Genomic DNA, 15,708 nt, shown 5'->3' with positions numbered 1-15,708 from the left:
AGATGCAGTGAGATGGCAAAGGAAATTAAATATGGCTCAGAAGCCAGAGCAGCACTTGAAAAAGGTGTAAACCAGTTGGCAGATACAGTAAAAGTTACGTTAGGACCAAAAGGAAGAAATGTTGTCCTTGATAAATCTTTCGGAGCACCACTGATCACCAATGACGGTGTTACGATCGCAAAAGAGATCGAGCTGGAAGATGGATTTGAGAATATGGGAGCACAGTTGATCAGAGAGGTTGCATCCAAGACCAATGATGTTGCCGGAGATGGTACTACAACAGCTACGGTACTGGCACAGGCAATGGTCCATGAGGGAATGAAGAACCTGGAGGCCGGAGCAAACCCGATTGTTTTAAGAAAGGGAATGAAGAAGGCAACAGATAAAGCAGTAGAAGCCATCCGTGAGATGAGCAGCAAGGTAAACGGAAAAGAGCAGATCGCAAGAGTTGCAGCCGTATCTTCAGGAGATGATGCAGTTGGACAGATGGTAGCAGATGCGATGGAAAAAGTATCCAACGATGGTGTGATTACGATCGAGGAGTCCAAGACTATGCAGACAGAACTGGATCTTGTAGAAGGTATGCAGTTTGACCGTGGATATATTTCAGCTTATATGGCAACCGATATGGAGAAGATGGAAGCAGTTCTTGATGATCCATATATCCTGATCACAGATAAGAAGATTTCCAATATCCAGGAGATCCTTCCACTTCTGGAGCAGGTTGTACAGTCAGGAGCAAGACTTCTTATCATCGCTGAGGATATCGAAGGTGAAGCTCTTACAACCCTGATCGTGAACAAACTGCGTGGAACATTCAACGTAGTAGCTGTAAAAGCTCCGGGATATGGCGACAGAAGAAAAGAAATGCTGCAGGATATCGCTATCCTGACAGGCGGACAGGTGATCTCAGAAGAGCTTGGATTTGACCTGAAAGAGACGACAATGGATCAGCTTGGCCGTGCAAAATCTGTAAAAGTACAGAAAGAGAATACAGTAATCGTTGATGGTTGTGGAGATAAGAATGCAATCGAAGACCGTGTTGCACAGATCAAGAAAGCTCTTGAAGAGACAACTTCTGAATTTGATAAAGAAAAACTTCAGGAAAGACTTGCAAAACTGGCAGGCGGAGTTGCAGTGATCCGTGTCGGTGCAGCAACAGAGACTGAGATGAAAGAAGCAAAGCTCCGTATGGAGGACGCACTGAATGCCACAAGAGCAGCAGTAGAAGAAGGAATTATCGGTGGAGGCGGTTCAGCGTACATTCACGCTTCCAAAGAAGTTAAGAAGTTTGCTGATGAACTTGAAGGCGATGAGAAGACAGGTGCGAACATCATCCTGAAAGCTCTGGAAGCTCCACTGTATCAGATTGCAAAGAATGCGGGACTTGAGGGTGCAGTTATTGTAAATAAAGTAAGAGAGTCTGAGCCTGGCACAGGATTTGATGCTTATAATGAGAAGTATGTCAATATGGTTGAGAAGGGAATCCTTGATCCTGCAAAGGTAACAAGAAGTGCTCTTCAGAACGCAACAAGTGTTGCATCTACTCTGCTGACAACAGAGTCAGTTGTGGCAACGATCAAAGAAGATGCTCCTGCTATGCCGGCTGGCGGTGCAGGCGGAATGGGTATGATGTAAGCAGTGTTCATCATCCTGTTGAGAACCGGAAAAGAAAATGGGGTGCGGAAATGTGCAGACGTTTCCGCACTTTTTTATTATACAAGTACTTTCGGAATAAAAAGTGCTTTTCGGAGGCAGTTATAAGCAGAAGTTAATAATACTATTTAACATAAATCAACAGGATTGACTTTGTCGAAGTTTTAAAGTTCTTGACAACTGATCTGAATTTAGGTACTATAACAGGTAACAATCACTAATAGTTGGATCTTATAAGGAAAGAGAGGTATTTGCATAATGGGAAAAATTATTGGAGAAGGTATTACATTTGATGATGTTCTTCTTGTACCTGCGTATTCGGAAGTAATCCCGAATCAGGTCGATCTTTCAACATATCTGACGAAGAAGATCAGACTGAACATCCCGATGATGAGTGCCGGAATGGATACAGTTACAGAACACCGCATGGCGATCGCAATGGCACGTCAGGGTGGAATTGGTATCATTCATAAGAATATGTCAATCGAACAGCAGGCAGAAGAGGTAGACAAGGTAAAGCGTTCTGAGAATGGTGTTATTACTGATCCGTTTTTCCTTTCTCCGGAGCATACACTGGAGGATGCAAATGATCTGATGGCGAAGTTCCGCATTTCAGGAGTTCCGATCACAGAGGGACGTAAGCTTGTAGGAATCATTACGAACCGTGACCTCAAGTTTGAGACAGATTTTTCCAAAAAGATCAAAGAGTCCATGACTTCAGAAGGACTGGTCACAGCCAAAGAGGGAATTACTCTTGAAGAGGCAAAGAAGATCCTTGCAAAGGCAAGAAAAGAAAAGCTCCCGATCGTAGATGATGAAGGCAATTTAAAGGGGCTTATCACGATCAAAGATATTGAGAAGCAGATCAAATATCCGCTTTCTGCAAAGGATGAGCAGGGAAGACTTCTCTGTGGAGCAGCAGTTGGTATTACGGCAAATTGCCTGGATCGTGTAGAGGCACTGGTGAAATCTCATGTCGATGTTGTTGTTATGGACTCCGCACATGGACATTCCGCTAATGTACTCCGTACTGTAAGAATGGTAAAGGATGCATATCCGGATCTTCAGGTTGTTGCAGGAAATGTTGCGACAGGAGAAGCAGCAAAGGCATTGATCGAGGCAGGAGTAGATGCCGTGAAAGTCGGTATCGGACCTGGATCGATCTGTACAACCCGTATCGTTGCCGGTATCGGTGTACCGCAGGTTACGGCAGTTATGGACTGCTATGCTGCGGCAAAAGAGTACGGAATCCCGATCATTGCCGATGGCGGTATCAAGTATTCAGGAGATATGACGAAAGCGATCGCAGCCGGTGCGAATGTATGTATGATGGGAAGTATCTTTGCAGGATGTGATGAGAGCCCGGGAACGTTTGAACTTTATCAAGGAAGAAAATATAAAGTTTACCGTGGAATGGGATCCATCGCAGCGATGGAGAACGGAAGCAAAGACCGTTATTTCCAGGAGAATGCAAAGAAGCTCGTACCGGAAGGTGTAGAAGGCCGTGTGGCATATAAGGGTTCAGTAGAAGATACTGTCTTCCAGTTAATGGGTGGTCTTCGTTCCGGTATGGGTTACTGTGGAACGCATACGGTTGAAGAACTGAAAGAGAACGGACGTTTTGTAAAGATTTCAGCCGCTTCTCTGAAAGAGAGTCATCCGCATGATATCCATATTACGAAGGAAGCTCCGAACTACAGCGTAGATGAATAAAAGTGCCCCCCTTTTGTTAGACAAAAAAGTCTAATGAAAGGGGTTATTTTTTTAGTTGTTTAGTTTTAAAAAGAAAGTCCTAAGATTTTATTCAGAATCCTTTAGAAAAGCTATGCTATAATGAACAATATGTAAAGAAGTTGTGTGAAGACAAAAGATTTTTATATATGAGGTACGGAATATGGCACAGGGAAACAGAAGAGATGAAAAAATGAGATCGGACAGAGGAGAATGGGACAGGAAAAGAACGGGTTTTGGAAATACAGATAAAAGAAAAAAGAACAGAAGGAGCAGACCTTCGGGGAGAGAAAGAAGAGCGGTGAAAAAATACCGCTTGATCCGTAGCGGAGTGTTGCTGCTGTTTTTGTTGACAGTGGTTCTTCTGCTTCGTTCGTGTATCAGAAAAGTCAGAGGAACAGACAGTATGTCATTCGATTACGGAACGGTCAACGTGGATGCGTCAGAGCCGGTGATTGATGTGCAGCTTCTAGATGTAAATCCATATTCAAGACCCGGCACAACGATTGATGAGATTCATGGGATTGTGATCCATTATACAGCAAATCCAGGAAGTACGGCACAGGAGAACAGGGATTATTTTAATGGGTTGAAGGACAGCCATGAGACAGAGGCCAGTAGCAATTTTGTGGTCGGACTGGAAGGGGAGATCATCCAGTGTGTGCCAACATGGGAGATGGCTTATGCATCAAATGAACGGAATGCGGATACGGTATCCATTGAGTGCTGCCACCCGGATGAAACAGGAAAGTTTACAAAAGAAACTTATCAGTCGATGGTTCAGCTTACAGCATGGCTGTGTAAAAAATATAATCTGAATGAGGATCAGGTCATCCGTCATTATGATGTGACCGGGAAAATCTGTCCGAAATATTTTGTGGAAGATGAAGCTGCGTGGAAACAGTTTAAAAATAATATAAGGAAGGCACTTGAAGAATAATCGAAAAACCTTGCTATCCCACTTTTGAATTGCTATAATAAGATGGATTGTGCGACGAAAAAAGATTTTAGCGGAAAATCTGTAAGAAGCATAAAGAAGTGTGGAGGTTTTAGGATGAACGATCTGGAAATGTACCGCGAGCAGCTTGCATTATGTGATGATAAGATCATTGATGCACTCGTGGAGAGAAATGCCATTATCGAGAAGATCATGGCTTATAAAGAAACTTATGGTATGCCGATTCTCCAGCCGGCTCAGGAAGCCAAGCAGGAACGCAGACTGAACGAGAAGCTGAAAGATAATAAATATCAGGATGAGATCCATGATGTATTTAAGCGGATCTTAAGGAATAGTAAGAGAATCCAGGCAAGAAAGCTCTTCTCATATAATATTGTTCTGATTGGATTTATGGGAGCAGGAAAATCCACGATTTCCGATTACTTAAGCACCATGTTCGACATGAAACTGGTGGAGATGGATCAGGAGATCGTAGAACGTGAAGAGATGAGTATCCCGGATATTTTTGCTACTTACGGAGAAGAATATTTCCGTAATCTTGAGACAAATCTTCTCAAAGAACTGCAGGAGGGTGAGAACTGCATTATTTCCTGTGGTGGTGGTGTTGCCATGCGTGAGCAGAATGTAGTCGAGATGAAGAAGAACGGAAGAGTTGTTCTGCTTACGGCAAGTCCTGAGACAATTTATGAACGTGTCAAGGACAGCAACGACAGACCGATCCTGAATGGAAATAAAAATGTTCCGTTTATTACAGATATGATGGAGAAGCGTCGTGAGAAATATGAAGCGGCAGCGGATGTTGTGATCCAGACAGATAATAAGTCGATTCTTGAGATCAGTGAAGAGCTTATCTCAAAGCTTACGGAGTTAGATGAAGAGAATGTTTGATCAATTTTTCCCGGATGAATATATGGAATCAACATACAGTATTCCATTTGAAAAGCTGTATCAGGAAGGGTACAGAGGTGTAATTTTCGATATTGACAATACACTGGTTCCGCATGGTGCTCCGGCAGATGAACGGGCAAAGCAGTTGTTCAGACGTTTGAAAGAGATCGGGTTTGAGTCCTGTCTTTTGTCGAATAACCAGAAGAAGCGGGTTGAGATGTTCAATCAGGATGTAGGGACGCATTATATTTTTAATGCACATAAGCCGGCTACAGGTAATTATAAGCGTGCGATGGAACTGATGGGGACAGATCTGTCCAGTACAATATTTGTCGGAGATCAGCTTTTTACGGATGTGTGGGGAGCAAAAAGAGCCGGGATTCATAATATTCTTGTGCAGCCTATGAATCCGAAAGAAGAGATCCAGATTGTGTTAAAACGGTATCTGGAGAAGATTGTATTGCATTTTTATGAAAAAGAATGCAGATAAATGCATTTAAGACAGGGCAACCTGCAAAAAAGGATTGAAAAAAGTAGAAAATTAGTATAAAATGGTATGAGCGAATGCCTGAATGATAAGTTATTGAAGGAGGATTATACATGGTTTCAGCAGGAGATTTTAAGAACGGTATTACAATCGAGATTGAAGGAAATATTTATCAGATTATGGAGTTCCAGCACGTAAAGCCTGGAAAGGGTGCTGCTTTCGTAAGAACAAAATTAAAGAATATCATCAGTGGAGGAGTTGTTGAGAAGACATTCCGTCCTACAGAGAAATTTGAGAATGCTCATATCGAGAGAAAAGATATGCAGTATCTGTATCAGGATGGAGATCTCTATAACTTCATGGATATGGAGACATATGATCAGATCGCACTGAACTCAGATGTTGTTGGTGACGCACTGAAGTTCGTAAAAGAGAATGAGACAGTTAAGATCTGTTCCCACAATGGAAATGTATTTTCTGTAGAGCCACCGCTGTTCGTAGAGTTGGCGATTACAGAGACAGAGCCTGGATTCAAGGGTGATACAGCACAGGGTGCTACAAAGCCTGCAATCGTAGAGACAGGTGCTACCGTTATGGTTCCGCTGTTCGTTGAGACAGGAGATGTTCTGAAAATCGATACACGTACTGGAGAGTATCTCTCAAGAGTATAATCCGGATATTCATAATTAGTCAGAGTCGTATACATGAGATGTTCATGTCTGCGGCTCCTTTTTTATATATTTTTAATTAGTTTGGAAAGTTTTAATAATTTTTATGTTGCGGTCAGGTGGACGGTCGCATATAATAAATAGCACATAATATTGTTTCAATTCATAAATCGAATCAGTCAGGTACGGATCGTACCGAATTTCATTCAAAAATCAGTGGACCGCAGTCGGAAAGGAGAAAGGTGAATTATACAGAATTTGTACATGCGGTTGAAACTATGATAAACCAGAGAAAAGAAGGAGGTCTGAAAGCGACAGTTTATACAGCAGTGAAGAATAACGATACACGGAGGACAGGTGTGATCCTTGAAACTCCGGGAATCAATCTTTCACCGACGATTTATTTAGAAGAATTTTATGAAAGTTATCTCGGAGGAAAGACGATCAATGAGATCGTGGACGAGCTGTTGGAGACTTATGAAAAAATTAAAAAAGATGAATCCTGGGATTATGAAAAGATTTTTGATTTTCAAAAGGTCAGAGAAAGAATTGTATACAGGCTTGTCAATACTGAAAAAAATGAACAGATGCTTCAGGATGTTCCGCACAGGGAAATACTGGATCTGTCATTGATCTATTATGTTCTGCTGGATGCAAGTGAAAAGGGGACTACGGCTATGCTGATCAGCGACAGGCATATGGATCAGTGGAAGACGACAGAGAAAATACTCTGGAGTGAAGCGGACAGGAATACAAGGCGGCTGCTTATGGCAGAGTGCTTTACAATGCAGTATGCCATGAGTGAACTGTTGGGGGCTGCCGGAAAAGAGGCACGCAGAGAGCAGAATCTCCTGGAAAGTGAAGAGAAGGGAGAAGATAAAATGTATGTCCTGTCGAACCGTGCAAGAAGCAACGGAGCAGCCTGCATGATCTATCCTTATGTGTTAAGAATGATGGGTGATATTTTAGAGGAAGATTTTTATATACTTCCAAGCAGCATCCATGAGGTGATCCTGGTTCCGGCTTCAGCAGGGATCAGTGTGGCGGAGATGGAAAAAATGGTCTGCGAGATCAATGAGACGCAGGTACCGGAAGAAGAAATCCTGGGAAGTCATGTATACCGGTACAGCAGAAAAAATAAGACCATCAGCATGGGTGGAAAAGCATATCAGGTAAAGGAGGAGACGAAATGAGAAAAAAGGGGAAATTTCATGGAAGTCTTCTCTCGGCGGTGATGATCCTGGTGATTCTGTTTACGGCACTGGGAGAGAAAGGCATTTCGGCAAAAGCGGAAACTTCAGAAAAAGAAGAGGTGAAGGAGCAGATTGAAGAAAAAAGGAACCGGATCAGGAATGCTTATTTTCCTGAAGCGGATGTAGCAGACCGGTCAGCGAAAGAGGATGTGGATGTTCAGTCGGCGGAAGAAGCGAAGACGGTTTATGTAGAATGTGGCAGAGTTATCTATTATTCAGGCTATTCTACCAATTATTTTGAGGCGGAAGGGAACAGTGCATGGTGTTTAGAACCGGCAAGAGGTACTCCGCAGAGTGGAAATTATACAGCAGTAAAACTGGAAAATACTTCTGATCTTGCAAGGGCATTATATTATTCTGTTGCTGCTCCCGGTGAAGCGGCACTGTATCAATGGTACGGAAGTGAAGGGTACTGGCAGATCGGGGATGTAAAGCAGGGGGCAGCAGTGGCAGGTTTTGATGAGAGATATTGCTACAGCCATATGTTCTTGTCATGGGTCTATAATGCGTTTGACTTTGATGCCGCTTTTTATGGAACGAATCTGAAAAGGCAGGAATACTACGAAGATCTGAAGAAAGCATTTCAAAAGAAACTGGAGGAGATCAGGGCATTGGCTGTACCGGATCAGGGATTTTGTGCATACGTCATCAACGGAGGAAACGGAAAGCAGGTCATGGGTGGCTGGACTTATGTTCCGCATGGAAAAGCAAAACTGAAGAAAAGTTCAAAAGAGCCGCAGGTGACAGAGCAGAATCCGGCATATCGTTTAAACGGAGCGGTTTACGGAGTCTATACTGATGCCGGGTGTAAAAATCTGACAGGAACGCTTACAACCGATGAAAATGGAATGACGCAAGAACTGACGGTCAGTCCGGGACAATATTATATAAAAGAGAAAAGTTGTCCGACAGGTTATGCACTGGATGATACAGTTTATCCGATCTGCGTTTTATCCGGTCAGACGGCGATGATAGAAGTCAGTGATATACCGCAGAAAAATCCAGTCAGTCTTATTCTGCAAAAAAAGGATGCCGATACAGGGAAATGTGAAGCTTCAGGTCATGCGACACTGGAAGGAGCAGAATTTGAAATCAGATACTATAAAGGACTGTATGAGGAAGATCCTGCAAAAAAAGGAATGAAAGCCGAAAGAATCTGGCTCATGCGGACAGATGCTTCAGGAAAGATCACTTTTGATCCGGAGCATAAGGTCAGTGGCGATGCATTTTTTGAACTGTCAGATGGGGAAGCAGCGTTTCCACTTGGGACAGTGACAATCAGGGAAACGAAAGCACCGGATGGATATCTGACAAAAGATGAGGTAGTTGTGAGGAAGATTCTTCCGGAGGGAACAGCCGAGGCTGTCTGCACTTATGAACCGGTGGAGGTCGCAGAACAGGTGATCCGGGGTGATATCGAACTGATTAAATTCAGAGAGGACACAGATCCTGAAACAGAACACAAGACTCCGCTGGAAGGGATTGAGTTTTCCCTGACAGCAAAAAGTACCGGAGAAGTTTTTAAAATCGTGACAGATGAAAAAGGTTATGCAACGACAAAGCAATCAGGAGAAAATGCAAGGGGAAATCTTGTCTATGATACTTATACTGTCCATGAAATAAATCCTCCGCAGGGAATGAAACCGGTACAGGATTTTGAAGTGACGATCTCTGAGGAGGGACAGACATTTTATTATCTGCTGGAGGATAAGCAAATCGTTTCACCCGTCAGACTGGTGAAAAAAGATGCAGTAACGGGGAAGACGATCCGGGTAAAAGGAGCAAAATTTGAGCTGCTGGACGATGAGAAAAAAGTGATCACCATGAAAAGTTATTATCCGGAAGAGACAGAGCATACTTATTTTGAGACCGGTGAAGACGGAATGTTTCTTCTGCCGGAGAAACTGAAGCCTGGTACCTATTATTTCAGGGAGATAGAAGCACCTTATGGTTATCTGCTGGGAGAAGATGTGGCATTTGAGATCCGGGAAGGACATAACTGGGCAGAACCGGTTACGGTAGAATTTTACGATGAACCTTTGATGGGAAAACTGGAAATAATAAAGACAGATGCTGATACAGGAGACGTACTGGAAGGTGCAGAGTTTGAAGTTGTAGCAGAAAAAGATATCATAACCGGGGACGGAACCATTCAGATAAAAGCCGGAGAGACAGCCGCAGTATTGAAGACGGATGAAAAAGGAAAGGCAGAAAGCGGACTGCTCTGTCAGGGAACATACCGGGTCAGAGAAATCCAGGCACCGGAAGGATATATCCGGGCAGAAAAAGAATGGATCGTGGAACTGACTAAGGATGCAGAAGATGACGAACAGAAAGAATTTGTCAGGAAAATGAGGATAACGAATCAAAAAGAGAAGATCATTGTGGAAAAAGAGAAGAAAAAATCAGAACCCCAGTCAGTAAAAACCGGGGATCCATCGCAAATGAAACAGTGGATGATGATCGTATCAGCAGAAAGTGTGGTATTGATTCTGATGCTTCTGACCTTAACTCGAAAAAGGAAAAAAGGGTACAAAAAAAGCGTCTGAGCGGAGTCGAACCGCCGCACATGCCTCCGGAGGGCATCGCTCTATCCACTGAGCTACAGACGCATTCCGATTGTATGATGAAATTCATCAACAACCTTATTTATCCTACCATAAAATAAAAGAAAAGTAAAGGGTGAATCTTGCTTGATGGATTTCATCATGAGCAGAAAAAATTTTACTGTTCATAAGACCGGTGACCAGCATCCGGAGACTTTCTGCTAGTTTTCTGCATCGGCAAGAATCTGTTCTTTCATATGTGGATTAAAAACCTGTTCTCTCAGCATCTGTATCTCATATTTATAAGGAGCATAAGATTTTTTCGCTTTTGTTGCAGAAGGAATATAGGGAGTTTCGAGGATTTTGGGGACATTTTCAAAGTCGGGATGATGAACAATATAGTTCAGGGCGTCAAATCCAATTTGTCCGAATCCGAGATTTTCATGCCGGTCTTTTGCTGCACCGGGGAGATTCTTGCTGTCGTTAATATGGAAGACAGCAATCTGTTCTTTTCCGAGGATACGGTCAAAAGAATCCATGACAGCATCGAAATGATGGATGATATCATATCCGCTGTCACTGGTGTGACAGGTATCAAAGCAGACCCGCAGTTTGTCGTTATGCATTACACCATCGTAAATGGCAGCCAGTTCTTCAAATGTACGACCAATTTCCGAGCCTTTTCCGGCCATGGTCTCCAGTGCAATGCAGCAGTCTGTGTCAGAAGAGAGGACTTCGTTCAGCCCTTGAATAATCTGTGCGGTTCCGGCCTCAATTCCTTCGCCTACATGGGAACCGGGATGAAGGATCAGGGTGTGGCTTTTACAGGCAATGGTACGTTCAAGCTCTTTGGCGAGAAATTCAACAGCAAGGGAGAAAGTTTCTGGTCTGACAGTGTTTCCGAGATTGATGATGTAGGGAGCGTGGACAACAATCTCCCGGATGCCATGGGCTTTCATGTATTCCCAGGCAGGATCAATCTGAAGTTCGCTGATGTCTTTTCGGCGGGTATTCTGCGGAGCACCGGTATAGAACATAAATGTATCAGCTCCATAGGAGACCGCTTCTTTCGCAGAACCAAGGAGCATCTCTTTTCCACTCATGCTTACGTGAGAACCTAATTTCATAGATAAATCCGTCCTTTCTGAAAGTATTACTTCATTATAAAGGAATCTGAAAGAAGGAGCAAGAAAATCTTCGGTTTTACTTTCGACTAAAATATTTGCTGTCAGTTGCTCACCTACCTATGAGCAAGCTCATGTGGGCTTAGACCTTTTGACCCTGGCATCATGAAAGATAAATAGCAGAAATGTCAGTAAAGATAGCTACACACCTATACAAGTTAAAATAGCTAGTGACTTGCCGTCTGGGAATATTCATGATAAAATAAAGATTACTGTTGTTCGAGTCTGAAAAGACTGAAGATCCAGAGACAGATCTTAGATACGAGAGATTCAAAAGGAGTGTGGAAAGTGAGAACATTACTGGAGTTAATTACAATAGAGATGAAAGAGGCATTTGTAAAGGCCGGTTACGGTGAAGAGCTTGCAAGAGTGACTCTTTCTAACCGCCCGGATCTGTGCGAGTACCAGTGTAATGGTGCTATGGCAGGAGCAAAGAAGTATAAAAAAGCCCCGATCATGATCGCAGAGGACGTTGTGGCAAATCTGGCAGAGAGTCAGTGCTTTGCACAGGCAGAGGCGGTGAAGCCGGGCTTTATTAATCTGAAGCTGAAGCCGGAGTTTGTGGCAGAATATCTGAATGAGATGGCTGCAGATGAGAATTTAGGCGTGGAGAAAGAAGCAGAGCCAAAGACTGTCATGATTGATTATGGCGGACCCAACGTGGCGAAGCCGCTTCATGTAGGTCATCTTCGTTCAGCGATTATCGGAGAGAGCATCAAGCGGATCATCCGCTATAAAGGAAATAAAGTGACCGGAGATATTCATTTAGGTGACTGGGGATATCAGATGGGGCTGATCATTACGGAGCTGAAAAAGCGTCAGCCGGATCTGCCATATTTTGATGAGTCTTTTGGAGGAGAATACCCGGAGGAAGCTCCGTTTACGATCAGTGAACTGGAAGAAATCTATCCGACTGCCAGTGCCTATGCCAAAGAGCATGAGGATTACAGAGAAGAAGCATTGCATGCGACTTATCTGCTGCAGAATGGTTATAAGGGATATCGTGCGATCTGGAAGCACATTATGAATGTGTCTGTGACAGACTTAAAGAAGAATTATGAGCGTCTGAATGTGGAGTTTGATCTGTGGAAAGGTGAGGCAGATGCACAGAAATATATTCCGGGCATGGTAGAGATGCTTAAAGAGAAAGGCTTTGCACATTATGACCAGGGAGCTTTGGTTGTGGATGTGGCAGAAGAGACAGATAATAAGGAAGTACCTCCGTGTATGATCCTGAAGTCAGACGGTGCGGCATTGTATGACACGACGGATCTTGCAACGCTGGTAGAGCGTGAAGAGTTATATCAGCCGGATGAAGTGATCTATGTTGTGGATAAACGTCAGGAACTTCATTTTATCCAGGTATTCCGCTGTGCAAAGAAGACAGGAATTGTAAGACCGGAGACCGAGCTGAAATTCCTCGGATTTGGTACGATGAATGGAAAGGACGGCAAGCCGTTCAAGACAAGAGAAGGCGGTGTGATGCGTCTTGAGAATCTGATCCGTGAGATTGACGAAGAGATGTATAAGAAGATTATGGACAACCGTACAGTAGAGGAGGCGGATGCAAGAAAGACAGCGGCGGAAGTCGGTCTTGCTGCCATTAAGTATGGAGATCTTTCCAATCAGGCATCCAAGGATTATATCTTTGATGTGGACCGCTTTACATCTTTTGAGGGAAATACAGGACCGTATATCCTTTATACGATCGTGCGTATCAAGTCCATCCTCAAGAAATATGCGGAGAATGGCGGAAATGCAGAGGGAGCGAAGATTCTTGCAGCAGAAAATGCAGCAGAAAAGGCACTGATGCTGCAGGTTCTGAAATTTAATGAAGTGATCGATACCGTATATGCCGAGACAGCACCGCATAAGCTTTGTGCTTATATTTATGATCTCGCCAATGAATTTAATAAGTTCTATCATGAGACAAAGATCTTGTCTGAAGAGGATGAGGCAAAGAAGAGCGGTTATATCGCACTCCTGAATCTGGCGAAAAAAGTTCTGGAGACCTGTATTGATCTGCTTGGATTCACTGCACCGGAAAGGATGTAAGACTTCATGACGGAAAATGGATTGATGGAAAGCTCGCAGACAGAAAAATTATTTTATAATAACAGTCATCAGAAGTCATTTGAGGCGACGGTCCTCTCCTGTCAGAAAAAGGAAAACTATTATGAAATCGTACTGGATCAGACCGCTTTCTTCCCGGAAGGGGGCGGTCAGTATGCAGATACCGGATATCTGGGGGATGCAAAGGTACTGGATGTGCAGGAGCAGGAGGGACAGATCCTCCACAGAACGGACCAGGAACTGCCGGTCGGAGAAAAGGTGACAGGACAGCTTGACTGGGAACTGCGGTTTATGAAGATGCAGCAACATACAGGTGAGCATATCGTCTCCGGAATCGTGCATGAACGCTATGGTTATGAAAATGTTGGTTTTCATCTGGGAAATGAAGACTGTACGATGGATTTTAGCGGAGAGATCCCGGTGGAAGATCTGCAGGAAATAGAGTTTCGTGCAAATCAGGCAGTCTGGGAAAATCTCAAAATACAGATCCTTTATCCTTCCAAAGAAGAGGAAAAAGAGATGACTTACCGGAGCAAGATCGAGATCACCGGACAGGTGAGAGTGGTTATCGTTCCCGGATATGATGCCTGTGCCTGCTGTGCACCGCATGTAGATTTTACGGGAGAGATCGGACTGATCAAGCTGGTTGGCATGCAGCGGTATAAAGGCGGTGTGCGTGTAACGATGCTTTGCGGAGGCAGGGCAATGGCTGATTATGCTTTAAAGCAGAAGCAGGCAAAAGAAATTTCAGCGATGCTGTGTGCAAAAGAAAATGAACTGACCGATGCCGTGGCACATCTGCAGAAAGAGCTGGCGGAAAAGAAGACAGAACTGGCAGAAAAGGAGCAGGAACTGATCCGGTGTAAAGCGGAGCAGATTCCGGAGTCAGAGCAGATTGTCTGTATTTTCCCGGAAGGAATCCAGGGAGACTCTCTCAGGATACTGATGAATGCAGTCCTTGAGAAAAATCGGAAGCTTTGTGCCGTGTTCAGTGGAAATGATGCTGCAGGATACCGGTATGTGATTGGAAGCCGGGATGTAGATGTGAGAAATATGGCGAAAGAGCTGAATGCCGCATTTGAAGGACGCGGTGGAGGAAGACCGGAGATGGTACAGGGAACAGTCAGAGGAACGGAAGAGGAACTGCAGAACTGGATTCTGAGGAAAGCGGAGGAACTGTAGATGAATCAGAAAAAAAAGCAAAATCCATTCTGGCATCTGGCAGGACCGCTGCTGGGATACTGGGTGATCCAGTTAGTTGCAGAGATTATCGTTTCGATGCTGGTCATGCTTCCTTATGCAGCAAAGTATCTGAGTCTGGTTATGAACCATGCTTCAGAAATGAATTATACAGATGTGGTAAATAAATATTATATGGAGACGATGCAGCCGGGGCTGGAGCTGGTGTTGAAATATGCTACAGAGATTAACGGTGTGACAGCACTTTTCACATTGATTCTTACGGTATCTTTATTTCGTCTGGACAGAAAGAAAGAGAAGCAGGCAGGGATACCGCAGCGGCAAAAAGTATCTGCCAGAAACTATGTCTGGCTGATCCTGATGGGAGCAGCAGGAAGTATCGGAGTAACCTGTCTGTCTGTTTTGGCACAGCTTGCGATGAACAGCAACAGCTATCAGCAGAGTGTACAGAGTACCTATGCCGCACCGATTTTTGTTCAGGTTGTGGTTGTGGGGATTATTATCCCAGTCGCAGAAGAGATGATGTTCCGGGGGGTTCTGTATCGCAGATACAGAGAGACAAAGGGCTTTTATTATGCGGCACTGTGGTCATCGGTTTTCTTTTCGGTGACGCATCTGACGATGATCCAGACCGTTTATGCATTTCTGCTGGGGATCCTGCTATGTTATGTCTATGAAAAGTATGGCTCAGTGAAGGCAGCGATAGGTTTGCATATCTGCCTGAATACCGGGTCGATCCTCTTTACCGAGGTCGGTCTGTTCAGATGGCTGGCAGGAGATCTGATGAGGATGGGACTGGCGATCATTTTAAGTGCTTTCTTCTGTTCCGTCTTATTTGTTATGATACAGAAGACCGGTGATCCGGTAATGGAGAAAAAAACTTCAAGGGAAAACGATGAACTATAACAGGAACATTATATAGAAAATTGTATTTATAAAAATACAATCTTGAATTGTACGCAATGGGGCGTGTGACCTATTGCGTATTTTTTTACTTTTATGAAGAAAAATCCAGTGATTAAAGGAAATATCGAAGATATCAGGAATTGATGTTAAATTCATAA

12 protein-coding genes and 1 tRNA gene are annotated in these 15,708 nt (G+C 43.7%); 11 read left to right on the top strand and 2 right to left on the bottom strand.

Annotated features, from left to right (window positions below; translation table 11 throughout):
* The first annotated feature begins 12 nt into the window (after positions 1-12).
* The 8 genes from groL to NQ541_RS08790 all read left to right on the top strand — a co-directional run bounded on the left by groL (position 13) and on the right by NQ541_RS08790 (position 10,190).
* Complete coding sequence (gene groL, locus NQ541_RS08825) at positions 13-1,638, top strand: chaperonin GroEL (protein WP_023921214.1); 1,626 nt, start codon at positions 13-15, stop codon at positions 1,636-1,638.
* A 276-nt stretch (positions 1,639-1,914) separates the two neighbouring features.
* Positions 1,915-3,369 carry an IMP dehydrogenase gene (gene guaB / locus NQ541_RS08820; RefSeq protein WP_005612820.1) on the top strand — a complete coding sequence of 485 codons (1,455 nt, stop codon included), beginning with the start codon at positions 1,915-1,917 and terminating at the stop codon, positions 3,367-3,369.
* Between the two features lie 181 nt (positions 3,370-3,550).
* Positions 3,551-4,327, top strand: a complete 777-nt coding sequence (locus NQ541_RS08815; RefSeq protein WP_005612821.1) for a peptidoglycan recognition protein family protein — start codon at positions 3,551-3,553, stop codon at positions 4,325-4,327.
* Positions 4,328-4,441: 114 nt separating this feature from the next.
* A complete protein-coding gene (locus tag NQ541_RS08810) occupies positions 4,442-5,233 on the top strand; it encodes a shikimate kinase (RefSeq protein ID WP_023921216.1) in 792 nt (263 codons plus the stop codon).
* Complete coding sequence (locus NQ541_RS08805; RefSeq protein WP_044904856.1) at positions 5,226-5,723, top strand: YqeG family HAD IIIA-type phosphatase; 498 nt, start codon at positions 5,226-5,228, stop codon at positions 5,721-5,723. Before NQ541_RS08810 ends, NQ541_RS08805 begins: the two co-directional genes overlap by 8 nt.
* A gap of 110 nt (positions 5,724-5,833) precedes the next feature.
* Positions 5,834-6,391 carry an elongation factor P gene (efp, locus tag NQ541_RS08800; RefSeq protein WP_005612826.1) on the top strand — a complete coding sequence of 186 codons (558 nt, stop codon included), beginning with the start codon at positions 5,834-5,836 and terminating at the stop codon, positions 6,389-6,391.
* A 239-nt stretch (positions 6,392-6,630) separates the two neighbouring features.
* The gene (locus NQ541_RS08795) at positions 6,631-7,581 is read left to right on the top strand and encodes a DUF5688 family protein (RefSeq protein WP_005612828.1); all 951 of its coding nucleotides are present in this window, start codon (positions 6,631-6,633) and stop codon (positions 7,579-7,581) included.
* Positions 7,578-10,190, top strand: a complete 2,613-nt coding sequence (locus NQ541_RS08790) for a SpaA isopeptide-forming pilin-related protein (protein ID WP_005612830.1) — start codon at positions 7,578-7,580, stop codon at positions 10,188-10,190. The genes NQ541_RS08795 and NQ541_RS08790 overlap by 4 nt, the downstream gene beginning before the upstream one ends.
* On the opposite strand, the gene NQ541_RS08785 is transcribed toward NQ541_RS08790, so the two are convergent.
* Both NQ541_RS08785 and NQ541_RS08780 read right to left on the bottom strand, forming a co-directional pair.
* Positions 10,182-10,253: transfer RNA gene (locus NQ541_RS08785), tRNA-Arg, on the bottom strand. The genes NQ541_RS08790 and NQ541_RS08785 overlap by 9 nt on opposite strands.
* Before the next feature lie 155 nt (positions 10,254-10,408).
* Positions 10,409-11,314, bottom strand: a complete 906-nt coding sequence (locus tag NQ541_RS08780; RefSeq protein ID WP_005612831.1) for a deoxyribonuclease IV — start codon at positions 11,312-11,314, stop codon at positions 10,409-10,411.
* A 345-nt stretch (positions 11,315-11,659) separates the two neighbouring features.
* Here NQ541_RS08780 and argS point away from each other — a divergent pair, with 345 nt between their 5' ends.
* The 3 genes from argS to NQ541_RS08765 are packed head-to-tail and all read left to right on the top strand — an operon-like array spanning position 11,660 to position 15,550.
* A complete protein-coding gene (argS, locus tag NQ541_RS08775; RefSeq protein WP_044941139.1) occupies positions 11,660-13,426 on the top strand; it encodes an arginine--tRNA ligase in 1,767 nt (588 codons plus the stop codon).
* A gap of 6 nt (positions 13,427-13,432) precedes the next feature.
* Positions 13,433-14,626 carry a serine-tRNA(Ala) deacylase AlaX gene (locus NQ541_RS08770; RefSeq protein ID WP_005612834.1) on the top strand — a complete coding sequence of 398 codons (1,194 nt, stop codon included), beginning with the start codon at positions 13,433-13,435 and terminating at the stop codon, positions 14,624-14,626.
* Entirely contained in the window at positions 14,627-15,550 is a 924-nt protein-coding gene (locus NQ541_RS08765) for a CPBP family intramembrane glutamic endopeptidase (protein WP_005612837.1), read from the top strand. It begins immediately after the preceding gene.
* Positions 15,551-15,708 lie beyond the last annotated feature (158 nt).

This window comes from [Ruminococcus] lactaris ATCC 29176 (assembly GCF_025152405.1).
Taxonomy (GTDB): domain Bacteria; phylum Bacillota; class Clostridia; order Lachnospirales; family Lachnospiraceae; genus Mediterraneibacter; species Mediterraneibacter lactaris.
The sequence above is the reverse complement of the archived record's forward strand: the minus strand, read 5'-3'. Positions and strand labels throughout refer to the sequence as shown.

Bases quoted from the DNA above. Each gene is read 5' to 3' on its own strand.
- groL (WP_023921214.1), top strand. From the start codon at position 13: ATGGCAAAGGAAATTAAATATGGCTCAGAAGCCAGAGCAGCACTTGAA.
- guaB (WP_005612820.1), top strand. From the start codon at position 1,915: ATGGGAAAAATTATTGGAGAAGGTATTACATTTGATGATGTTCTTCTT.
- NQ541_RS08815 (WP_005612821.1), top strand. From the start codon at position 3,551: ATGGCACAGGGAAACAGAAGAGATGAAAAAATGAGATCGGACAGAGGA.
- NQ541_RS08810 (WP_023921216.1), top strand. From the start codon at position 4,442: ATGAACGATCTGGAAATGTACCGCGAGCAGCTTGCATTATGTGATGAT.
- NQ541_RS08805 (WP_044904856.1), top strand. From the start codon at position 5,226: ATGTTTGATCAATTTTTCCCGGATGAATATATGGAATCAACATACAGT.
- efp (WP_005612826.1), top strand. From the start codon at position 5,834: ATGGTTTCAGCAGGAGATTTTAAGAACGGTATTACAATCGAGATTGAA.
- NQ541_RS08790 (WP_005612830.1), top strand. From the start codon at position 7,578: ATGAGAAAAAAGGGGAAATTTCATGGAAGTCTTCTCTCGGCGGTGATG.
- NQ541_RS08780 (WP_005612831.1), bottom strand. From the start codon at position 11,314: ATGAAATTAGGTTCTCACGTAAGCATGAGTGGAAAAGAGATGCTCCTT.
- NQ541_RS08770 (WP_005612834.1), top strand. From the start codon at position 13,433: ATGACGGAAAATGGATTGATGGAAAGCTCGCAGACAGAAAAATTATTT.
- NQ541_RS08765 (WP_005612837.1), top strand. From the start codon at position 14,627: ATGAATCAGAAAAAAAAGCAAAATCCATTCTGGCATCTGGCAGGACCG.